Annotated in this window: 22 protein-coding genes; 14 read left to right on the forward strand and 8 right to left on the reverse strand. The window is 62.0% G+C overall.

The window, feature by feature from the left end:
- Positions 1–7: 7 nt before the first annotated feature.
- The 3 genes from MCUHO_RS06790 to MCUHO_RS06800 all read right to left on the reverse strand — a co-directional run bounded on the left by MCUHO_RS06790 (position 8) and on the right by MCUHO_RS06800 (position 4,607).
- Complete coding sequence (locus MCUHO_RS06790; protein ID WP_067075614.1) at positions 8–1,501, reverse strand: DHA2 family efflux MFS transporter permease subunit; 1,494 nt, start codon at positions 1,499–1,501, stop codon at positions 8–10.
- A gap of 118 nt (positions 1,502–1,619) precedes the next feature.
- Positions 1,620–2,054: a hypothetical protein gene (locus MCUHO_RS06795; RefSeq protein WP_067075616.1), complete on the reverse strand. Its 435-nt coding sequence runs from the start codon at positions 2,052–2,054 to the stop codon at positions 1,620–1,622.
- A 60-nt stretch (positions 2,055–2,114) separates the two neighbouring features.
- Positions 2,115–4,607 carry a PAS domain S-box protein gene (locus MCUHO_RS06800; protein WP_067075623.1) on the reverse strand — a complete coding sequence of 831 codons (2,493 nt, stop codon included), beginning with the start codon at positions 4,605–4,607 and terminating at the stop codon, positions 2,115–2,117.
- A 505-nt stretch (positions 4,608–5,112) separates the two neighbouring features.
- Here MCUHO_RS06800 and MCUHO_RS06805 point away from each other — a divergent pair.
- The 4 genes from MCUHO_RS06805 to MCUHO_RS12760 all read left to right on the forward strand — a co-directional run bounded on the left by MCUHO_RS06805 (position 5,113) and on the right by MCUHO_RS12760 (position 8,405).
- Positions 5,113–6,873 carry a dipeptidase gene (locus MCUHO_RS06805; RefSeq protein ID WP_235808193.1) on the forward strand — a complete coding sequence of 587 codons (1,761 nt, stop codon included), beginning with the start codon at positions 5,113–5,115 and terminating at the stop codon, positions 6,871–6,873.
- A 78-nt stretch (positions 6,874–6,951) separates the two neighbouring features.
- Positions 6,952–7,719 carry a dienelactone hydrolase family protein gene (locus tag MCUHO_RS06810; RefSeq protein WP_067075629.1) on the forward strand — a complete coding sequence of 256 codons (768 nt, stop codon included), beginning with the start codon at positions 6,952–6,954 and terminating at the stop codon, positions 7,717–7,719.
- 23 nt (positions 7,720–7,742) lie between these two features.
- Complete coding sequence (locus tag MCUHO_RS06815; RefSeq protein ID WP_067075632.1) at positions 7,743–8,234, forward strand: hypothetical protein; 492 nt, start codon at positions 7,743–7,745, stop codon at positions 8,232–8,234.
- Between the two features lie 12 nt (positions 8,235–8,246).
- Positions 8,247–8,405, forward strand: coding sequence for a hypothetical protein (locus MCUHO_RS12760; protein ID WP_161485886.1), 159 nt, complete (start codon positions 8,247–8,249; stop codon positions 8,403–8,405).
- A 14-nt stretch (positions 8,406–8,419) separates the two neighbouring features.
- On the opposite strand, the gene MCUHO_RS06820 is transcribed toward MCUHO_RS12760, so the two are convergent.
- From MCUHO_RS06820 to MCUHO_RS06830, 3 genes are read right to left on the reverse strand one after another with little or no spacing between them, the layout of a single operon-like run.
- Complete coding sequence (locus MCUHO_RS06820; protein WP_067075636.1) at positions 8,420–9,196, reverse strand: DUF169 domain-containing protein; 777 nt, start codon at positions 9,194–9,196, stop codon at positions 8,420–8,422.
- 48 nt (positions 9,197–9,244) lie between these two features.
- Entirely contained in the window at positions 9,245–10,453 is a 1,209-nt protein-coding gene (locus MCUHO_RS06825) for an aldo/keto reductase (RefSeq protein ID WP_067076219.1), read from the reverse strand.
- A 29-nt stretch (positions 10,454–10,482) separates the two neighbouring features.
- Complete coding sequence (locus tag MCUHO_RS06830; protein WP_067075639.1) at positions 10,483–11,061, reverse strand: TetR/AcrR family transcriptional regulator; 579 nt, start codon at positions 11,059–11,061, stop codon at positions 10,483–10,485.
- A gap of 234 nt (positions 11,062–11,295) precedes the next feature.
- On the opposite strand from MCUHO_RS06830, the gene MCUHO_RS06835 reads away from it, so the two are divergent.
- The 8 genes from MCUHO_RS06835 (at position 11,296) to MCUHO_RS06870 (ending at position 17,026) form a co-directional block, all read left to right on the forward strand.
- Positions 11,296–11,742 (forward strand): hypothetical protein, encoded by a 447-nt coding sequence (locus tag MCUHO_RS06835; RefSeq protein ID WP_067075642.1) that lies wholly within the window; start codon positions 11,296–11,298, stop codon positions 11,740–11,742.
- Complete coding sequence (locus tag MCUHO_RS06840) at positions 11,739–12,344, forward strand: DUF1673 family protein (RefSeq protein WP_235808194.1); 606 nt, start codon at positions 11,739–11,741, stop codon at positions 12,342–12,344. The genes MCUHO_RS06835 and MCUHO_RS06840 overlap by 4 nt, the downstream gene beginning before the upstream one ends.
- Entirely contained in the window at positions 12,341–13,030 is a 690-nt protein-coding gene (locus tag MCUHO_RS06845; RefSeq protein WP_067075645.1) for a DUF1673 family protein, read from the forward strand. The genes MCUHO_RS06840 and MCUHO_RS06845 overlap by 4 nt, the downstream gene beginning before the upstream one ends.
- Complete coding sequence (locus MCUHO_RS06850; RefSeq protein WP_067075653.1) at positions 13,027–13,764, forward strand: DUF1673 family protein; 738 nt, start codon at positions 13,027–13,029, stop codon at positions 13,762–13,764. The genes MCUHO_RS06845 and MCUHO_RS06850 overlap by 4 nt, the downstream gene beginning before the upstream one ends.
- The gene (locus MCUHO_RS06855; protein WP_011843763.1) at positions 13,764–14,243 is read left to right on the forward strand and encodes a hypothetical protein; all 480 of its coding nucleotides are present in this window, start codon (positions 13,764–13,766) and stop codon (positions 14,241–14,243) included. The genes MCUHO_RS06850 and MCUHO_RS06855 overlap by 1 nt, the downstream gene beginning before the upstream one ends.
- Positions 14,240–14,986 carry a DUF1673 family protein gene (locus tag MCUHO_RS06860; RefSeq protein WP_067075655.1) on the forward strand — a complete coding sequence of 249 codons (747 nt, stop codon included), beginning with the start codon at positions 14,240–14,242 and terminating at the stop codon, positions 14,984–14,986. The genes MCUHO_RS06855 and MCUHO_RS06860 overlap by 4 nt, the downstream gene beginning before the upstream one ends.
- Before the next feature lie 96 nt (positions 14,987–15,082).
- Positions 15,083–15,892: an ABC transporter ATP-binding protein gene (locus tag MCUHO_RS06865; protein WP_067075658.1), complete on the forward strand. Its 810-nt coding sequence runs from the start codon at positions 15,083–15,085 to the stop codon at positions 15,890–15,892.
- 117 nt (positions 15,893–16,009) lie between these two features.
- Entirely contained in the window at positions 16,010–17,026 is a 1,017-nt protein-coding gene (locus MCUHO_RS06870) for a TIGR03557 family F420-dependent LLM class oxidoreductase (protein WP_067075660.1), read from the forward strand.
- Between the two features lie 83 nt (positions 17,027–17,109).
- On the opposite strand, the gene MCUHO_RS13065 is transcribed toward MCUHO_RS06870, so the two are convergent.
- The gene (locus MCUHO_RS13065; protein ID WP_268872791.1) at positions 17,110–17,232 is read right to left on the reverse strand and encodes a hypothetical protein; all 123 of its coding nucleotides are present in this window, start codon (positions 17,230–17,232) and stop codon (positions 17,110–17,112) included.
- Positions 17,233–17,369: 137 nt separating this feature from the next.
- Here MCUHO_RS13065 and MCUHO_RS06880 point away from each other — a divergent pair, with 137 nt between their 5' ends.
- Positions 17,370–17,789 (forward strand): pyridoxamine 5-phosphate oxidase, encoded by a 420-nt coding sequence (locus tag MCUHO_RS06880; RefSeq protein ID WP_067075666.1) that lies wholly within the window; start codon positions 17,370–17,372, stop codon positions 17,787–17,789.
- Positions 17,790–17,818: 29 nt separating this feature from the next.
- Positions 17,819–18,574, forward strand: coding sequence for an SDR family oxidoreductase (locus MCUHO_RS06885; RefSeq protein ID WP_067075669.1), 756 nt, complete (start codon positions 17,819–17,821; stop codon positions 18,572–18,574).
- 203 nt (positions 18,575–18,777) lie between these two features.
- On the opposite strand, the gene MCUHO_RS06890 is transcribed toward MCUHO_RS06885, so the two are convergent.
- Positions 18,778–19,527, reverse strand: coding sequence for an SDR family NAD(P)-dependent oxidoreductase (locus MCUHO_RS06890; protein WP_067075672.1), 750 nt, complete (start codon positions 19,525–19,527; stop codon positions 18,778–18,780).
- Positions 19,528–19,796: the final 269 nt, after the last annotated feature.

Genomic DNA, 19,796 nt, shown 5'->3' on the forward strand with positions numbered 1-19,796 from the left:
GCGGGGATCACGCCCCGGCGGCCGCAATGCCGGGTGTCTCTTCTTCGAGGTTGTCGGCATGAACCTCGTCCCGGCTTAAGAGAGCAAGGGCGATGACGCCGAGGGAGAGGGCAAAGACGGCGAAGAAGACGAGGTCGAACCCCGTGGCGAGCACGTCTATCCTGATCTCCGCCGGGGACGACGTCGTGACGTGGCGGTGCGACGCGACCATGAGCATCGCCTGGACGAAGATCATGCTGATGAAGGAGATGCCGAGGGTGATCGGGCCGGTGCGCTCCACGGAGATGAGGCTCGATACCATGCCCTGCCGGTCGCGGGGTGCCATGTTCATCACCATGTTCGTGCCGGGCGAGAGCATGAGGCCGAGCCCGAATCCGACGGCGGCAAGCGCTCCGCTGATGAAGTATATCGTGCTCTCCGCCGAGAAGAACCGGAACATCAGGTAGCCTGCGGAGATGACGAGTGCGCCGGCGATACAGAGTCTCCGGTTCCCGACACGGTTTATGAGCATCCCGGAGAGGAAGCCGCTCGCCATCATGGCGAACGAGAGCGCGGTGAGAACGAGCCCGGAGGTCGAGGGGTCGAAGCCCTTCACCAGTTCGAGGAAGAACGGGAGGAGGTAGTTGACGCCGCCCATGAGGAAGTAGGCGAGGGCGAGCATGAGGTTGACGTAGAGGAAGTTGCGGTTGTTAAAGAGCCGGAAGTCGAGGAGCGGGTCGGCCGTCCTCCGCTCGTGGAGGACGAGGTAGCCGAGCGCGATAACGGCAGCCGCGAGTGCCGCAAGGATCGTCGGGTCGGTCCATCCGAGCGCGGAACCCTGGCTGACGGCATATATGAGCGATCCAAGCCCGGCGAATATCAGAACCGCGCCGAGCCGGTCGAACGGCGAGGGCGTGCCGGACGCCGTGACGCCTGCCGGTATCGCGTAGGAGCCGAGCAGGATGGCTGCGGCGCCCACGGGGACGTTGATGTAGAAGATCCAGTTCCAGGAGAGGTACTGCGTCAGGATGCCCCCGAGAACCGGGCCGGCCGCGGTCCCGAAGGCCGCGAACGTGGTCACGACCCCCATCGCCTTCCCCTTCATCTTCATCGGGAGGTACGCCGCGACCAGGGCCGGGGCGATGGCGGCGATCATCGCCCCGCCGATCGCCTGGAGCACCCGTGAAGCGATCAGCGTCTCGAACGAGTCAAAGACTTCCGGGAAGAATCCGCAGAAGAACGAGCCTGCCGTGAAGACGCCGAACCCGACGAGGAACACTGTCTTGAACCCGATCCGGTCGCCCACCTTGCCGAAGACGAGGATAGAGCCCGTCAGCACCAGCAGGTATGCCGTTGCAACCCAGCTGACCGTTGTCGAGGGGAGGTCGAAGATCGTCGATATCGTGGGAAGAGCGATGTTCACGATCGTGCCGTCAAGCGACGTCATGAACATCGCAAGGGCGATCGAGACCATGAGCAGGGTATACTGCTGCCGCGAGGCGCTGCCGGCCGGCTGATGCATACTGAATGTGCTTGTTGTTTGGATTAAGATATTTTGGAAAAGGGTCGGTCCCCCGATGCCCAAATGGGGTGGCGAGGATTGTGCGCACAGGGACGCGAAATCCCTCGGTCTCTGCGCCTCACTCCTTCGGCCGCAACGGGCAGCACCTGTTGCCGCAGACCGGGCAGACGCGGCGATTGATCAGGAAGACGCCCGTGCCGGCAAGCACCCAGAAGAGTGCAAGGAGCAGAACCTGCGAGAGCAGCCAGTACTGGGGGATCGCGGCGATGAGGAGGAGTGCAGCCACGACCACAGCGATCTCGACGGCCGTATACTTCCCCCGCCGGGCCGGAAGGAGGGCGGCGAGCCTGCCGGGAAGGATGTGGAGGCACTTCTCCCCCCGGAGCGGGCATTTCGTGCAGAAGACTGCGATGACCGTCCCGATGAGGAGGGCGGCGACGGCGAGGTATGCCAGGGCATACAGCGGAGCGGCAAGGGCCATTGCGGCCGCTCCCACTATGACCGCTCCTGTCAGCAGCGTGAGGGAAAAGACGCCGACTGCGACGGTGTTCATGCACAGGTGTCGCAGTCGCGGGCGATTAAGGTATCCCCGCGGGGCGGCGCACCGTTCTGCTCACGAAGTGGGATCCTGGTTTGCCGGTTTGAGCGTGAACCTGAATGCCGCCCCATCCTCCGGACGGCCGGGCACGCGGTCATCGATCCAGATTCGCCCGCCGTAGCGCTCGATGACTGTCCTGCAGATGAATAGCCCGAGCCCGTCGCCCCTCCCCCGTGCCTTCCCCCGCTCGAAGCGGTGGAAGAGTCTCTCCTTCACGTCGTCGGGCACGCCGGGCCCGTTGTCCTCGACCGCCACCAGCACCTCGCCGTCCTGCTCCTCCGCCCGGACGACGATCTCCACGTCCGGCCCGCCGAACTTGACGCTGTTGCCGATGAGGTTCATGAAGACCGTGGAGAGGAGGTTGTCCGCCATGACCTCGAGCGGCGGAATCTCCCGGCGTATCGATGCGCCGCGGAAGTTTCCGGCCTCCTCGCTGACGACCATGCTGAGGTCGACCGGTGAAAACCCGGTCGAACTGGTGTGAATGCGCCTGATCGTCGAGACGTTCATGAGGATCTCGGTGCTCCGCGATATGCTGTCGCGGAGTTTTTGGGCGTAGGTTCTCTCGGGGCCCTCGAGCAGATCGAGCATGAGGTCGGCGTAGATGCTCGATACATTGTTTGCGTTCCTGATGTCGTGGGTGATGATGTCGAGGTAGAGGTTCGCCTCCCGGTGCGCCTCCTCATGACTGGCGATCAGTCGATTCCGCTCCTCCTCGGCATGTTTTCGGTCGGTGATGTCGCGTGCGTTCACGATGAATCGCCGCTCGCTCCCTTCCCGGATCAGGTTCGCACCCGTGATGTCGAGGATGATCCACCGGCCGGAAGAATCCCTGATCCTGACCTCGAACGTGAGCCTCGCGGATGGCCTGTCCATTCCGGTTTTCACGGTTTCTACGGCCTTTGTAACGTCGTCGGGGTGCAGGAGGTCGAGCACGTCCGTGCCGATGAGGTTCTCGGGCTCATAACCCCCGATCTGCTTCACCGAAGGGCTCGCATAGGTGATGCGTCTCTGCATATCCAGGAGAAGGATGATATCGGATGCGTTCTCGATGAGGGAACGGAAGTGCTCCTCGCTCTCCTGCAGGGCCCGGTTGAGAAGTGCCAGTTCTTCGGTCTTCTCCTGCAACTGCTCGGTGGTGCACTGCAGCTCTTCGTTCTGAACCTCCATCTCTTCGGCTGACTGCTGCAACTGCTCCAGGAGTCTCTGTTTCTGCGCTTCCGCCCGCTTCAGTTCCGTAATCTCCGTTCCGACGGCGATGACCCCGGTGATCTCCCCCTGGATGTCCCGGAGCGGGGTCTTTGTCATGTAGAAGATCCGGTCGCCGATCTCTTCCTCGAAGGTCTCGGTGATCCCGGTCTCCATAACGCGCTGGTCGTGGGCTACGATGGGTGCTCCGACCTCCGGGCCGAAGAGTTCGGCCTCCGACTTCCCGAGCACTTCGGGGTGCGTTCTGCCGATTGTCCGGAGCACGGCGGGGTTACACATCACAAGACGGCTCCGGTGATCGGTGACGTAGATGGGCGCCGGTGTATTCTCGCAGATGGCGTTGAGGATGGCGTTGGCCTTCGCAAGTTCGTCCGTGCGTTCGGCTACGCGCTCCTCAAGCGTCTCGTTCAGCCGTTGCAGCGCCTCCTCGGCCCGCTTGCGTTTGGTGATATCGATGCCCACCTCAAGAATGTGGAGGGAGCCGTCCGCTTCGGTGAACGGGAAGTCGAAGATGTCGTAATTGCGGCCGTCCGGGCCGGTCCACTCCCAGTGGTGGGGCGCTCCCGTCTTCAGGACGTTGTAGGACTCGCAGTTCTCGCAGGGCTCCGATCGCGAGAAGAGGTAATCGAAGCAGCACCGGCCGTCGGATTCGCCGAACCGCTCCCGGAAGAAGCGGTTGGCGAAGGGCACATGGTAGTCCGGTGAGAGGAGTATCACGTATACCGGCAGCATCTCGAGGACGTCGTAGAGCCGTTTCCGCTCGGCCTTCACTGCCTCCTCTGCTCCGATGCGCTCAGCAATCCCGGTCTGGAGCGCTTCGTTCGCCTCCCGGAGTTTGAGGGTGCGTTCCAGGACGCGCCTCTCGAGTTCGTCGTGCGCTCTCTGCAGCGCCTCTTCGGCCCGCTTGCGTTCGGTGATGTCGTTGCCCTGCGCGATGACCGAGGAGACCGTCTTTTGGTCGTCTTCGTACACGGCGGCGGAGTTCCAGAGAACCGTCCTGATCCTGCCGTCCGCCGTGAGTATGGGGATCTCGACGGTCTCCCACCGCTCCCCGGCTGTTGTCTCGCGGATGAGAACCATCAGTTCTTCACGCCGGGCTTCGGGAAAGAGGATCTCCGGCGACCGGCCGATGACCTCCCCCGCGGCCCGCCCCGTCAACCGCTCGAAGGCGTTGTTGAACCGCGTTATCCTGAGACTCGCATCCCAGACGATGATGGGGGCATTGGCGTATCTGATCAGGTTCTCCAGGTACTGAGTCGTTTCAGATCCTTTATTAGGTGTTTCGTGATCGCGTATCAAAATTCGATCCTCCTCTGGATAACGCGTCTTAGAGCAAACCAGTGCCTCGTTCGGGGGTTATCGCCGGCGGCCCGGAGCAGTTTTTCCCTCTCGAATGCTCCCGGTGCTGCACCTTACTGTGGGGTTATCCGGCGGATTTCAGGATGTCGAGCTGAAATTGAGGTGGATGTTGTTTGCGAACCAATTTTAGGATGGGTTTGCAATTAATGTTTGGCATTAGGTACCCGCAACGGCACAAGAACGGACGTTCCTCCTTCTGGAATCCTCATATTCTTCATCTGTTATCGCACCCTCGTAAACTGCCGGCAGGAGCCGTCAGGCCGGGAGCCGGCGCCGTGAGGGTGGTGCGTGAAGAACCTTGCATTGAGGTGAGCGTTTTTCCCCGGGGCGGCACCGGATACGGCGATAAATCCGCTATGCTTTTCTACCCGGGTTGCCTTTTTCCTTTATGCGAAAGCGTATCGGTACGACTCATTTTCTTCAAAATTTCCTCTGTCTCTTCGCCGTGCTTCTGCTGGTATCGAATGCAGCGGCATGCACCGTCTTTGCGATAACGCCGGGCGCATCCGAAGACGGATCGATGTATGTCGGGCATACGAACGACGGTGTCGGGAAAGACTGGAGAAACATCGACGACATCAGCCTCTCTTTCGTCCCCGCGGCCGACCATGCGCCCGGAGAGAAGAGGCCGGTCTTCTTCGATCCCGACAGCGGTTCGGATGCGGCGGGAGGCGAGGACAGCAGCGATTCGGGCCTTGTTCTCGGGTATATCGACCAGGTGCCGCACACCTACGCCTACTACACCGGGTCGTACGGTATGATGAACGAACACCAGCTCCTCTCCGCCGAATGCACCGAATACGCGAAGGTCGAGCTCAGTGCAGCCGAAGGAAAGCGGATCTTCTACTCCTCCGAGCTCTCGAACGTGGCGCTCGAGCGGTGCACGAAAGCACGTGAGGCGGTTGAACTGGTCGGCGGCCTGATCGACACCTACGGCTACTACGGAACCGGCGAGACACTCATCTTCGCCGACCCGGAGGAGGCGTGGGTCATCGAGATCTGCTCGAGCCTCGATGAGGCGGACGGCGGAGGCCTCTGGGTCGCACAGAAGATCCCCGACGGAGAGGTCTTCGTCGCGGCAAACGAGTTCAGGATCCGCGAAATCGTTGCCGGCAACCCCGACCAGATCTACTCGAAGGATCTCTTCACCAAACTCGAAGAGGCGGGCGTATGGTCGCCTGCGAACGGCACCCTCGACTGGCTCGAGGCCGTCAGTTACGGCGAGTATGCGCATCCCTACTACTCGCTGATGCGGGTCTGGCGCATCCAGGACCGGCTTGCCCCGTCGCTCAACCTGAGCCCGTACGTCGAGAACTCCTACACGAAGGCGTACCCGTTCACCATCACGCCCGACGAGAAGGTCAACCTCACCGGGGCGTTCTCGCTCTTCCGGGACCACTACGAGGGAACCGGGTTCGACCTCTCTACCGGCGAGGCTGCAGGGCCGTTCGGGAACCCGTACCGCTACTTAGGGCCCGACGACAGCCACACGGATTTCCAGAACGCGTCGTACATGGAGGTCCGTGCCGGGGCGAACCCGCGGCCGGTCTCGGCGGTCTTCTGCAGTTACAGTTACGTCGCCCAGGCACGCTCCTCCCTCCCCGATCCGGTGGGAGGCGTGCTCTGGTTCGGTCCGGCGGTCGCGTACGAGACGGTCTATGCACCGATCTATGCGGGCGCAACGAACGTATCCGCTGCGTACGCGGCCGGCGACCGGTTAACATATGATAGCAGTACCGCGTACTGGACATTCGACCTTGTGACGAACTGGGCCATGCTCCGCTACGACGCGATGATCGACGAAATCACCGCAAAACAGGGCGAGCTCGAGGCCGAATCGATAGCCCTCGTGCAGGAGACCGACCGAGCGGCGGCCGACCTCATCGCCGCCGGCGACAATGAAGGGGCGGCACGTCTCCTCACGAACGTCACGGTCACGCGGGGCGATGAGATCATCGACGAGTGGCACGCCCTCACGGGCACGCTGATCGTCACATATTCGAACGGCCTCATCACCGACCCGGCGACGGAGGCGGTCGAGGAGCCCGGGTACCCGGCGTGGTGGCTGAACGAGACCGGGTACCAGTACGGGCCGCGGGTCTACGAACTGGATGAACTCCGCGCGACCGGCGGGCTGAACTACACCGGCAGCACTGTCCGGGTCCCGAAGAATGCAACGTTTGCAGAGATCCGGGAACTTATCTGATCATCTCTTTTTTGCCGGGCGACACCGTTATATGACCTGAGCAGGATGGGGAGTGCACCCCTGGATGGAGGGAGATTCATGAGAAGTGTGATCCTGCTTGCAGCGGTCGTATCCCTGCTCCTCCTCGTCGGCAGTGCGGGCGCCGCGGATGTCGGGACTGCCGGGGTGCGGAACGCAACGACGGTGAACATCCAGAGCGGCGGCCAGAGTTATCCGGCCTACATCACGATGCCCGATGACGGCGGCCCGTATCCTGCCGTGGTGCTGATCCACTCCTTCAACGGCCTGGAGGAGGGCTACCGGGTCATGGCCGACCGCCTGGCGACAGAGGGGTTCGTTGTCATCGCCCCTGAGTGGCAGACCTTCGAAGAGGCGCCGGCGGACAACGTGACGGAGGCGCTGGTTCGAGATACGGTCGCGTATCTTGGAACCCGGCCGGAGGTCAACGAGAGCAGCATCGGCCTGACGGGGTTCTGCGCGGGCGGACGCTACACGATGCTCTTCCTGCCCCGGATCGAGGAGTTCAGTGCAGGTGTCGCCTGGTACGGCTTCCCCTACTCCGGCGGGCAGGCGAACGGGACTCCCCCGGCGGAGTTCATCGAGAACATCACCGACCCGATGCTGATCATCCACGGCACTGCGGACGAGCCGAGCCCGGTGGCGGATATCTACCGGTATGCGACCGACCTCGATGAGGCCGGGAAGTACTTCGAGCTCAAGGTCTACCAGGGCGAGCCGCACGGGTTCATGATCGGCGAGGGCGGGCAGCTGGTGGAGACGCCTGTCGCAGAGAGCGCTTATTCGGAGATGGCGGGTTTTTTCAATCAGCGACTGGCGGGCGCGTAAGCGCCCGGCAGGAGCTGGAGAAAATGCGCAGCATTTTCGACCAGCGACTGGTGTTTCCGACAAGCGCCCAGCAGGAGCTGGAGAAAATGCGCAGCATTTTCGACCGGCGACTGGTGTTTCCGACAAGCGCCCAGCAGGAGCTGGAGAAAATGCGCAGCATTTTCGACCAGCGACTGGTGTTTCCGACAAGCGCCCAGCAGGAGCTGGAGAAAATGCGGAGCATTTTCGACCCGCGACTGGTGTTTCCGACAAGCGCCCGGCAGGAGCTGGAGAAAATGCGGAGCATTTTCGACCCGCGACTGGTGTTTCCGACAAGCGCCCGGCAGGAGTTGGAGAAAATGCGGAGCATTTTCGACCGGCGACTGGTGTTTCCGACAAGCGCCCGGCAGGAGCTGGAGAAAATGCGCAGCATTTTCGACCGGCGACTGGTGTTTCCGACAAGCGCCCGGCAGGAGCTGGAGAAAATGCGCAGCATTTTCGACCCGCGACTGGTGTTTCCGACAAGCGCCCGGTAGGAGCTGGAGAAAATGCGCAGCATTTTCGACCCGCGACTGGTGTTTCCAACAAGCGCCCGGCAGGAGTTGGAGAGAATGCGCAGCATTTTCGACCAGCGACTGGTGTTTCCGACAAGCGCCCAGCAGGAGCTGGAGAAAATGCGCAGCATTTTCGACCGGACGCTCGGGTGATCTCCACTACCCGGTCATTTTTTAGGTGAATACAGTCTGTCGCTCCGCTCGATCTTCTTCATCACCTTCTCCCAGGACCCCGTGATGAGGAAACTCTCCTCCATGAAGCCGACCACCTTTGTAAACTTCTTCATGGGGAAGGCCATCGTCAGGACGTCCAGCGGGACACAGGGCCGTGCCGAGGGGTCGAACATCCCGAGCACCGCTTTTGGGTTCTCGCTCTGCTGCTCGAGCCAGGGGAAGTAGAAGACCGAGCTGCACCCGGCGCCGAACGGGCAGATGACGCCGTTCGGGTCGCTCTGGTCGAAGTTTGCGAGCGTGAAGAGGCCGGAGAGCACCTCCGGGCGGGCGAAGAAGACGACGGCGTCGGGGTTGTCCGCGTCAGTGAGGTTGTCCCAGCGCTTGAAGACGATGCTCTTTCCTTTCATGGGTATCCGGGCGGTTCCCCGGTCGAGTTCGTCGACGATCTCCGGCGTCTGCTTGTAGCGCTCCCCCTCCATCTCGCCGGGTTTCCCGCAGGAGAGGAAGTAGCGGAAGTCGGGGAACCGCTCGGCGTCGTAGCCGAGGTAGAACCTCCCCCCGCGGCATCCGATGGAGTCTTCGGAGAAGGCGAGGCTTTTGCCGTTCCGTACCTTTACAAGGTCGCAGACGAAGCACCTCCAGCCCTTCGGGGCGGGGGCCTCCTCCACCCCGTCGGTCGAACCCCCGACCTCGAAGGCGATCGGGAGTTCCGCTCCCGGGAAGTACTTCCCGTGGAGCCGCGTGTAGGCGTCGCGCAGTGCTGTGTCCATATGGGTTTGTCCGGGGCAGCGGGGATTAATATTCTGATCCGTGCCGGTTCAGGCTTTCCTCAGCGTGTTCCAGCGCATGAGCCTGAGGGCGTACTCCGTCACGCTCCCGATGAACCGGGCGCCGACGGTCTCATACTCCTTCGCGACCTCCGCGAGATGCTCCGGGATGGGGAGATGCTGCGGGCATACCTTCACGCACTTGCCGCAGTTTTTGCATAACGACGCATACGCCGGTTCCGCCCCGTCCATCTTCCCGCCGATACGGAGTTGATACATCACCTTCGACTGGAGCGTTCCACCATCGGTGTTGTAGGCCTCGAAGCATCCGGGGATGTTCACGCCCGCCGGACAGGGCATGCAGTACCGGCACCCGGTGCAGCCCACCCGGTTCAGGCTGCGGTAAGCCTCCGCCGCCCGGCCGACGATCGCAAGCTCCTTCTCGGTGAGAGAGTTCGCGTGGGCTTCGCCGGCGATCCTGATATTCTCCTCGATATGCTGCTCGTCGTTCATCCCCGAGAGAACCACGCTCACCTCGGGGTGGTTCCAGACCCACCGGAGGCCCCATTCGGCCGGAGTCCTCTTCACGTCGGCCTCGTCCCAGACCGCCCGTACCTCTGCCGGCGGGTCCCTCGCAAGGTAGCCGCCCCGGAGCGGCTCCATGATGACGACGCCGAGCCCCTTTGAAGCCGCATACATGAGCCCCTTGGTTCCCGCCTGGTTCGTCTCGTCTAAATAATTGTACTGGATCTGGCAGAAGTCCCAGCCGTAGCCGTCGACGATCTCCTTGAAGGCCTCGACGCCGCAGTGGGACGAGAAGCCCGCGTTCACGATGCGGCCGTCCGCCTTTGCCGCATCGAGGAACCCGGCGACCCCGAGGTCGTTCATCTTCTTCCAGCCTTCGCCGCTCGTGAGGCTGTGAATCAGGTAGTAGTCGATATGGTCCGTCTTCAGAGTCCTGAGCTGGAGATCGAGCATCCTGTCCATATCCTCGCGTGACGTAACGAGCATATGCGGCAGTTTCGTCGCCAGTTTGACCTTCTCCCGGTAACCGTCGGCGAGCGCCCGGCCGAGGAGTTGTTCGCTCCCCGGGTACATCAACGCGGTGTCGAGGTAGTTCACCCCGTGGTCGACGGCATACCTGATCTGCCGTATCGCCCGTTCTTCATCGATGCCCATACCCTTCGTCGGCAGCCTCATGCAGCCGAAGCCCAGTACCGAGAGTTCGTCCCCGGTCTTCTCCATCTTCCGATACAGCATGGTCAGTTCCTCCTCTCCTGCACTCTCCGTCATTCTCCCGTCAACCCCCTCCATACGATCTCGAACGAAGCGTCGATCAATCGGTCTCTGTCAAGGTTGCCGCCCGAGTTGATGATCGACCTGACGACGGCGTCGATCGGAGAGGATATGACGGAGAAGGCGACCTCGATCGGCATGCCCTCGAAGCAGGTCTTCCCGAGGGTTTCGGTAAGGATCTCGTAGACGGCCGGGGCGTCCTTCAGGAACTCCTCCGGTGGCAGTTTCCTGACGAACGGGGACGAGCAGAACTGCTGGACGAACATATACTCGTCGGGGTGTTCGACCCCCCAGAGAACCGCGTTGCGCCATAATCTCCGCATCTTCTCCCTGTTCGCCTGTTCCCCGTCGACTCCCCTGCCGATCTCCTCCACCATCCGGCTTTTAACCTCGAAGTAGGCGAAGTTGATGAGTTCCTCTTTCTTCGGGAAGTAATGGAAGAGCGTCCCGTTCGAGACGCCGGCCTCGCGCGCGATGAGCGATGTCGGGGTGCCGTGGAACCCCCTCTCCGTGAAGAGCCTGACGGCTGCTCCGGCGATGGCTGCTTTCTTTTCGTTCCTCTCCTCGGTCATACGGATCCATTCCTCAGAGCGACCGGTCACTCTAGAGTGACCACTCACTCTAAAGATCTCCGGGCAGTTAAGGCTTGCGTTTTGTGCGGCCGTATAGCAATGCAACGTCTCTTCTCAGGCGAAGATGGGTTCGGGTGAGGTGCAGGTATCCTCCGGCACATGGAAGGGCCCAGCGGTGAGTTCGATGAGGGACAAACCGAATTATTTATAATGTCAACCCGTCTATGTTGACGTATGCCCCTATCCCTGGACGAGAGGCAGTTTGCGTTCTGGCAGCTCAGGCGGAGCGGTCTTGTAAACATCCAGATCGCGGACCGCTTCAAGATATCCCGCCAGGCGGTCTCGAAGGCGCTGCTTGCCATGAACAGGAAGGTCGAGGAGACGCTCATCGAGATGGCGCAGGCGAACCAGATCGAGGTCGAGCGCATGAACGCAGAGATTGGCGTCCTCTTCGGCCGCTCGGTTCCCTTCGACGCGGCGGCCATCGTCTTCGTCTCGGCAGACCACGGGGTGCAGGTCTGGTACGAGCACGAGGGCGACTGCGGCGCATGCCCCCGGTACGCCCGGTGCATCGAGCTCCTCTGGGGCTACGCGGACGAACTGGGGATTGCGCTTGAGAAGACCGACGACCCGACCCGCCTGGCCGACGAACTCTTCACAAAACTCCGGGAGATGGTATGATGCCGCTCCTGGAGACGATCCGGGCGTATCTTGGCTGGTGCCCCATGCAGGCGTCGATGCGGCCGGATCTCACGGTGCGGCCGGCGACGGCCGCGGCGGCGGGGGGGCAGGATGGCCCCCTCCGGGTCGAACCCGGGTGGTGGAAGCGCTACCATAACCAGTTGCTGATAACGGCGGTAGCCTTCTCGGCGGCGACAGCGGCGCTCTTTATTCTGTTCGAGGATGCTTCAGGGCACCTTGCCATGTGGACGGGTCTTGCCGTCGGGGTAGGAGCGCTCCTCGGCTCTCTGCTCAGTTACCGCTCCCGGTATGCGCGGGTTGCCGCCGGCGAGTTCCACAGGGACAACATGACCCGGAGACAGCGCATTGTCCAGTACCTGAGGGTGCCGGTGGCCTCCGTTCTCCTCGCCACCGGTATGGCGTATTTTGTTCTGGGCGGGATGTTCGACCGGATTCTCGGGATCGTGCTGGGCATGTGTCTCATCTGCTGGATCTGGTACGGCCTCACGATCCTCTGGGAGCGCCGGCACAAGGCGATCATGATCGCGGAGTGGGGGTCGGTGTATACCGTGGATACGGCAACAGAGGGTGAACGCGTATGATGAAGTTCTTCGAGACGATACGGAGATGGATGGGCTGGTGCCCGAACGCGGCAGCGGCCGGCACCGTCCGGCGCCGGTACGCCGCGCCGGAGGGCGAGGTCGGTATGGCGAGAGAAGGCAACCGGGATGTGGTGGAGGGTGCACTGGTGGACTACGGCCCGATCGGCACTCCGGGAAGGCTCTTCATTCTGCTTGTTGCCGCCGCTCTCCTCATTGGATGCCTCTTCGTTATGGCACCTGCTGTGGGCCTTTTTGTGCTGGTCATCATACTGGCTTACTCCGGTATGGAGATCTATGGAGTCATGCGAAGAGCCCGTGTCGAGGTCACCCCGGACACGATTACCATCACGCGACTCTTTCGGCCCATCGTCATCCCGAAGGACGCCGTCGTGAAAGTGGAAGTGAAGGAGAACAAACTCCCCATCCCTTACTGGCTCCTTGTGGGGGCACTGGCGATGATCTTCCTATCGGCGGCCGGCGGTATATACTATGGACTCTCAAATCCGACCTCCATGCGGTTTATCTCCGGGCTTGGCGCTGCGATCTTCTTCCCCGTGATCTTCTACCGCACCTACGTGAGGACACATTACCCGCAAATCCTGACGATAACGACGGAGAAGAAGATCGCCGCAATCTACACCGGTGACCCCGAACGGATGGCCCGAACGCTGGGGGTGGCCGGATGACGGTCTTTCTGGAGTATATCCGAAAGAAGCTCGGCTGGTGCCCGAACGCCGACGCCGTCAGGCCCGTCCGCCGGCGATATGCCGAGCCGGCCGGCGATATCGGGCTCGGGGCGGCGCCGGACGGCAACCGGGAGGTGGTAGAGGGCGTGTTCGTGGACTACGTCAGTCCCCGCCTCTTACCGCTGATGCTCCTTGCCCTCGGCGGGTTCTTCGGGCTCCTCGTAGTAGGCTTCCTGATCCCCCAGTTGCGTTCCGGGTTCTATATCCTCCTCGCCCTCACCTTCACGACGTATGCCGCGGTGCGTCTCTATCTCGATACGAAACAGACAGTAGTAGAGTCCTTCGGGGATGCCATCGTCGTCCGAAGACCACATTCCCGACCGCTCGTCTTCGGAAAGGATGCCATCAGGTCGGTCGAGGTGAAAGAGACAAACCTTCCCATTCCCCGCTGGGCGGTCGCGTTGCTCTTTCTTCTCCTGGTTGCGGGGATATTCTTCGGCCTCGCAGGGAGGGGGTTGACGCAGTTTTTAGGTGGCCAGGTCGTCGACCCCGATCTCTCGTTTCATCTTCTCTTTTCAGCCGGCTTTGTGGTGTATTTGCTAGCGAAGTTATATCACGCCCTTCTCAGTCTGGGGTATCCCGGTTACCTCAAGGTGAGGCTGGAGCCCGCCGGATTCCTCCACGTCTACACCGACGACCCCGAACGGGTAGCCCGGGTTCTGGGGGGTTCCTGATGACGGTCTTTATGGAGTATCTCAGGAAGAAACTCGGCTGGTGCCCGAACGCCGACGCCGTCAGGCCCGTCCGGCGCACGAGCGCGGAAGCGGGCTACGGGGATGCGTGGCAGGGAAAGAAGCCGGAGCCAGACCCCGGCCCGGAGCCCGCCGGCACCGCAGGCGGCGATCGGAGCGGCTACCAGGACAACATGCTGCTGATCCTCATTGCCCTGGCCTGGCTCCTCCCGGTCGTGTACGACCGTGAGTTCCTCCCGATCCTCATCCTCCTCTCCGCCGTCGCCGTATATTATGACGCGCAGAGCATCCGTGCCGGGGAAAAATTCGAGAAGGAGACGCTGTTTGGCGATATCGTCACCTGGCAGCCGCTGACCTGGGGAGCAGCGACGCTTGTCGGCGGGATCATCATCATGGCGATCTACCTCTTCCACCGGAAAGAGATCTACCGCGCAAACTTCGCCGGGGAGGCATCCGCATGACGCTGAAACTCGCTGAAGCGATACGCCGGTGGATGGGCTGGTGCCCGAACGCGGCAGCGGCCGGCACCGGTCGGCGGCGGTACGCCGCGCCGGTCGGCGAGGTCGGGTTCGGGACGGCGGCGGCCGGCAACCGGGAGGTGGTGGAGGACGTGTTCGTGGAGTACACCAGTCCTCGCTTCTTTGTGCTGATGCCGTTTGCCGTCCTCACCTTCCTCCTCCTCTTCGTGATATCCGTCCTGATCCCCTCCCTGTGGCCAGGGCTCACCTTTACCTTCCTGGCCGTTTCCCTTCTGGCGTGGGCCGCATGGCGCATCTACTTCGATCCCTACCGAACCATGATAGAATTCTCCGGGAACTCCGTCATCGTCCGGAGACCACGTTCCCGGCCCCTCGCCTTTGGAATGGATACGGTAAGGTCGGTCGAGGTGAAACGACCCTACCTCTCCATACCCCGCTGGTTGTCCGCACTGCTCCTGGTACTCATGACTGCAGCGATATTCTTTGCCGGCGTAGGGAACTGGTTGATGCGCTATCCTGGCGACTCGGTCGCTGATCCCTATCTTGGCTTTCAGGTTCTTCTGGCGGTCGGCTGGATGGCATTCATGCTGGAGTGGCTCTATCGCGCCCTGGTCAGTCTGCGGTATCCCGGCCGCGTCTGGGTGAGGCTGGAGCCCGCCGGGTTCCTCCAGATCTATGCGGACGACCCGGAGAGGGTTGCAGCGCTGCTCGGTTCCCCACGATGACGGGGCATACCTTTTGAGGAGAACCGTCCAACATACAGAACGGTAAGATTCAATGAGCCCCCCGTATCGCAGACCCCACCCGACGGAGCAGCCGGCATGACCAGCAGTGCCCACCTTTCTCCCCCGCCGCTCATCGAGTTCCGGAACGTCAGCGTCGTCCGGGACGGCCACAGACTCCTCGACTCTGTATCGCTCACGATCCGCGAGGGAGAGCATATCGCCATCCTCGGGCCGAACGGTGCCGGGAAGTCGTCGCTCATCCGGGCGATCACCCGCGAGTACTACCCCTCCTCGCCGGGCCCGGACGTCACGTTCCGGTTCCGGGGCCGGGAGACCTGGGACGCCTTCGATCTTCGGTCGCACATCGGGCTTGTCTCCGGCGACCTCCAGCAGACCTTCACCCGCAGGATATCGGGCCGCGAGGTCGTGCTCTCGGGGTTCTTCTCGAGCATCGGGCTCTTTTTATCCCACGAGGTGACGGACGCGATGGAGCAGAAGACCGACGAGATCCTCGAGTTCCTCGAGGTCGCGCACCTCGCCGACCGCCCGATGACGGAGATCTCCTCTGGCGAGGCACGCAGGCTCCTGATCGGGCGGGCGCTTGTCCACGACCCCGGCACCCTCGTCCTCGACGAGCCCACGAACAGCCTCGACCTGCACGCGCTCCACACCTTCCGTAAGACGCTCCGAAAGATCGCACGGTCGGGAACCGGGATCATCCTCGTGACCCACAACCTCCACGACATCATTCCCGAGATCTCCCGGGTCGTCCTGATGCGGGATGGCGCCGTCCGGATGGACGGCAAGAAGGTGGAAGTCCTGACCGACGGAGCCGTCGGCGACCTCTTCCGCGTCCCGGTCCGCGTCCGGGAGGAGGACGGCTACTACTACGCGACGGGCTACTGAAAGACCCCCTGAAACCTCATTTTTCCAATCGACACAACGCTTAAGGCCGGTGACGATCTCTCCCGCCGCCTATACCCCGGCACCAACGTGTGGGGGAATCCGAGAGGAGAGAGAAACATGGTCGAGATTGGCTACAAACTCTTCACCGAGTCGCACAGTGCGCCCGAACTGGTGAAGAACGCAAGACTGGCCGAGGATGCCGGGTTCTCGTTTCTGAGCATCAGCGATCATTACCTCCCGTGGATCTCGAACCACGGGCGCGCCGGGTTTGCCTGGTGCACCATCGGCGGTGTATCGCAGGCCACCTCGCGGGTAAAGGTCTCCACCGGCGTGACCTGCCCGCTGATACGCTACCACCCGGCGATCGTCGCGCAGGCCGCCGCAACCGCCGCCACGCTGATGCCGGGAAGATTCGAGCTCGGCCTCGGGACGGGCGAGAGTTTGAACGAGCATATCGTCAACGGCGTCTTTCCGACGTCTGAACCGGTGCGGCTCGATATGCTCCGCGAAGCGGTGAAGATCATCCGACTGCTCTGGAAAGGGGGCATGCAGGACTACTCCGGCATCTACTACACCCTTGACAACGCGCAGATCTACGAACTGCCGAGCGAGCTCCCCCAGATCCGCATCTCGGCGGAAGGGCCGATCTCGGCAGAGGTTGCCGGTGAGATCGGCGACGCGCTCATCCACTTCGAGCAGAAACCCGAGGAGGTCATCGAGACGTTCCGCGCTTCGGGCGGCGAGGGCAAGTCATGCATGATCGAGACCGTGGTCTGCTATGGCCGAAGCGTTGAGGAGGCGAAGCGGACGGCCTACGAGTGGTTCCCCATGGCTGCGAACAAAGGGGAGCTGAACTGGATCGTCCCCACCCCGACGCACTTCGAGCAGTTGCAGCAGATGGTGACACCGAACGATGTTGCAAAGAACGTCCTCTGCGGCCCCGACCCGCAGAAGATCATAGAGAAGGTGGGCAAATTCGTCGATATGGGCTATGACAGCGTCCTGCTGCACCAGGTCGGCCCGGAGCAGAAAGAGTTCATCAACCTCGCGCACGACGTCATCCTGCCGGAGTTCGGGATCAAGCCTCCCCGGCCCGAGTCCGGGGGCAGGATGGTACCCGGCCCTGCGCGGTGAGCCGGAGGCCGGTGAATCTTTTTTACGGTCGCTGCCATGTCCAGGGCCAGGCAGTGCTACCGGCGTGCCCTTTCTCCGAGGTATCACCCGATGATCGCACCGACTGCGGTGCCCGCAACCCCGCCGGGCAGCCCGGCACGCATCAGTCCCGCGTTCATCCCGAGCGCCGCTCCGACTCCGGCAGACCCACCTGCAACACCTGGCATTCCTATCCGGTCTGCCCCTCCGGATTCGATGCCCTCGTCTGTGATGATGAGGTGAGGATGCCCTCTGCAGGGGCCTCCATCACCCATACCATTTTAAGCAGAAGCGATGATTCCGGGATCAACAGGAGGAAAGAACTGTGGTATCAAAACTGATGGACTACTTCAACAAACAGCCGAGGATTGGTCTTCTCAGCAGCGCAAACAAAGAGGGAAAGGTCGATGCGGCAATCTTCGGCTCGCCGATGATGCTTGACGAGAAGACCGTCGTCATGGGGCTCGGGGAGAACCGCACGTTTGAATACCTGCAGGAGAACCCGAACGCCGTCTACACGATCGTGGAGCAGGGAGAGGCGTTTATGGACTGGAAGGGGCTCCGGGTCTACCTGAAGATGAAGGAGTATGCGACCTCCGGGGAGACGCTGGAGATCTACAAGAAACAGGTCGCCAAGGTCGCGGGTGAGGATGCGGCGGCGATGATCCACGCCACGGTGACGTTCGAGGTCACTGAAGTGCGGCCCCTCGTTGATATGGGCCAGGGCTGGGAGCAGTCTATCTGAGTCGCCTACGTTAGCTCAGGGTGATTCTCATGAGGATGAAAGACAGGGTTGCCATCGTCACCGGGGCAAGTTCCGGGATGGGAGCCGCAATCGCAGAACGTTTTGCAGAGGAAGGCGCTTCCGTCATCGTGATTGCGCGGCGGAAAGAGCGGCTGCAGAGTCTTGTCGAGCGGATCACCGCCGCCGGGGGAAAGGCCATCGCCGTTGCCGGAGACGTGACCCGTGATGAGGATGTCGAGAACGCGGTGAAGACGGCCGTCCGGGAGTTCGGCAAACTCGACATCGTCGTCAACAACGCCGGGCTGCTGGATCGGTTCGTGCCGGTTGCCGAGCTCGACGACGATCTCTGGAACGCGGTCATCGACGTCAATCTGACGGGGCCGATGCGGATGTTCCGCGCCGCGATCCCGGAGATGGAGAAGGCCGGCGGCGGCTCGTTCGTCACCATCGCATCAGTCGGCGGGCTCCAGGGATCCCGTGCCGGGGCGGCGTATACGGCGTCGAAACACGGCGTGATCGGCCTCGCGAAGAACGTTGCATACATGTATGCGAAAAAAGGCATCCGGTCGAACATCATCGCCCCCGGCGCCGTCAGGACAGAGATTGGCGCCGGCCAGGAAGCAAACGAGGGAGGTGCGGCCGTATGTATGGCGGGCATGGGCACCAACCCGCGCGTAGGGGAGGCCGAAGAGATTGCATCAGTGGCCCTCTTTCTCGTCTCGGATGAAGCAAGTTTCGTGAACGGGGCGACGGTAGTCGCCGATGCCGGCTGGACCGCTTACTGACCCGGTTATCGTGCTCCGCCCGGAAAACGGGGGCAGGGCGAACACCTCACGTCCTTCGGCGGGAGAACGGGCCGAGCAGTGCATATCAATCAACTCCACAGTACGGGTCAGATCGCACTGTGAAGAGAGGCATCCGGGGGATCCTCTCCAGGTTCCCCGGATTCAACGATTCGCCCGAAGGCCCTGCCCGGGCCCGTGGGTGACTATACTGCAGTGTACCCGCCGTCGACGAGCAGGCTGGTTCCGGTTATGTTCGACGCATCATCGCTCGCCAGGAACGTGACGGCCTTCGCGACCTCCATCGGCCGGCCCAGGCGCCCGATCGGGTGCAGTTTTTTCAGTTCCTCGTAGGCTTCCCGCGGAAGGGCCGCGAGCAGGGGCGTGTCTATATACCCGGGTGCAACAAAATTCGCACGGATCCCCTGCGCCGCGTAACTGGTGCCGAGCGTCCGGGTCAGCATCGCGACGCCCCCTTTGGCGGCGCCGTATGCTGTGACGCCCTGCTTGGCGACAAAACTATGTATGGATCCGGTATTCACGATGGCCCCTCCCTGACCCTGTTTCAACATCTGCTGGACAGCGTACTTGTCACAGAGGAAGATTCCCTTCAGGTTCACGTCGAGAACCCTGTCCCATTCGTCCGTCTCTACTTCGTGAGGGTCGCCCAGGCTGCCGACGCCGGAGTTGGCGACGAAGACGTCCAGTCTCCCGAAGGCCTCGACGGTCTTCGCGACGAGGTTCCTGACATCGTCTTCGACGGTGACGTCCGCCCGGATGAAGATCACCTCTCCACCCGCTTCTTTTATCTCGTTAACGATCCTGGCGCCTTCTTTCTCGTTCCGGCCGGAGACGACGACCTTGCCGCCCTCGGCTGCCATGTCCTTCGCGCAGGCTTCACCGATACCGCTGGTGGATCCGGTGATGACACAGATTTTGTTTTCCATTCTTCCCATAATGGTTCCTCATTGACGTTCTGTTCGAATGACGGTCCTGGCAGACGCGCTCCTGACCCTTGTCGAGGTAGGCGATCCGGATGCCACCGAAATGGCGCTTGTTCCTGGTGTTCAGGTCGATTAAGAGCGGGACGATCTTCTCGATGATGCTCGCGCGTTCGAGCGCGCCATGGCTACCCTCTCCTCAACAATTTATATGACAATCGATCTGTCTCCGGCATCACGGCGATGTACCCATAGTCGTGCCCGTGGCATGCCTACGAGGCAAT

The organism is Methanoculleus horonobensis, from assembly GCF_001602375.1.
GTDB lineage: Archaea > Halobacteriota > Methanomicrobia > Methanomicrobiales > Methanoculleaceae > Methanoculleus > Methanoculleus horonobensis.

Excerpts from the sequence above, each read along its gene's own strand:
- MCUHO_RS12760 (WP_161485886.1), top strand. The coding sequence starts at position 8,247 with ATGCGCAGCATTTTCGACCCGCGACTGGTGTTTCCAACAAGCGCCCGG.
- MCUHO_RS06850 (WP_067075653.1), top strand. The coding sequence starts at position 13,027 with ATGACGGTCTTTCTGGAGTATATCCGAAAGAAGCTCGGCTGGTGCCCG.
- MCUHO_RS06820 (WP_067075636.1), bottom strand. The coding sequence starts at position 9,196 with ATGGACACAGCACTGCGCGACGCCTACACGCGGCTCCACGGGAAGTAC.
- MCUHO_RS06825 (WP_067076219.1), bottom strand. The coding sequence starts at position 10,453 with ATGCTGTATCGGAAGATGGAGAAGACCGGGGACGAACTCTCGGTACTG.
- MCUHO_RS06810 (WP_067075629.1), top strand. The coding sequence starts at position 6,952 with ATGAGAAGTGTGATCCTGCTTGCAGCGGTCGTATCCCTGCTCCTCCTC.
- MCUHO_RS06855 (WP_011843763.1), top strand. The coding sequence starts at position 13,764 with ATGACGGTCTTTATGGAGTATCTCAGGAAGAAACTCGGCTGGTGCCCG.
- MCUHO_RS06890 (WP_067075672.1), bottom strand. The coding sequence starts at position 19,527 with ATGGGAAGAATGGAAAACAAAATCTGTGTCATCACCGGATCCACCAGC.
- MCUHO_RS06860 (WP_067075655.1), top strand. The coding sequence starts at position 14,240 with ATGACGCTGAAACTCGCTGAAGCGATACGCCGGTGGATGGGCTGGTGC.
- MCUHO_RS06870 (WP_067075660.1), top strand. The coding sequence starts at position 16,010 with ATGGTCGAGATTGGCTACAAACTCTTCACCGAGTCGCACAGTGCGCCC.
- MCUHO_RS06885 (WP_067075669.1), top strand. The coding sequence starts at position 17,819 with ATGAGGATGAAAGACAGGGTTGCCATCGTCACCGGGGCAAGTTCCGGG.
- MCUHO_RS06815 (WP_067075632.1), top strand. The coding sequence starts at position 7,743 with ATGCGCAGCATTTTCGACCAGCGACTGGTGTTTCCGACAAGCGCCCAG.
- MCUHO_RS06795 (WP_067075616.1), bottom strand. The coding sequence starts at position 2,054 with ATGAACACCGTCGCAGTCGGCGTCTTTTCCCTCACGCTGCTGACAGGA.
- MCUHO_RS06790 (WP_067075614.1), bottom strand. The coding sequence starts at position 1,501 with ATGCATCAGCCGGCCGGCAGCGCCTCGCGGCAGCAGTATACCCTGCTC.
- MCUHO_RS06845 (WP_067075645.1), top strand. The coding sequence starts at position 12,341 with ATGATGAAGTTCTTCGAGACGATACGGAGATGGATGGGCTGGTGCCCG.
- MCUHO_RS06840 (WP_235808194.1), top strand. The coding sequence starts at position 11,739 with ATGATGCCGCTCCTGGAGACGATCCGGGCGTATCTTGGCTGGTGCCCC.
- MCUHO_RS13065 (WP_268872791.1), bottom strand. The coding sequence starts at position 17,232 with ATGCCAGGTGTTGCAGGTGGGTCTGCCGGAGTCGGAGCGGCGCTCGGG.
- MCUHO_RS06830 (WP_067075639.1), bottom strand. The coding sequence starts at position 11,061 with ATGACCGAGGAGAGGAACGAAAAGAAAGCAGCCATCGCCGGAGCAGCC.
- MCUHO_RS06835 (WP_067075642.1), top strand. The coding sequence starts at position 11,296 with ATGCCCCTATCCCTGGACGAGAGGCAGTTTGCGTTCTGGCAGCTCAGG.
- MCUHO_RS06865 (WP_067075658.1), top strand. The coding sequence starts at position 15,083 with ATGACCAGCAGTGCCCACCTTTCTCCCCCGCCGCTCATCGAGTTCCGG.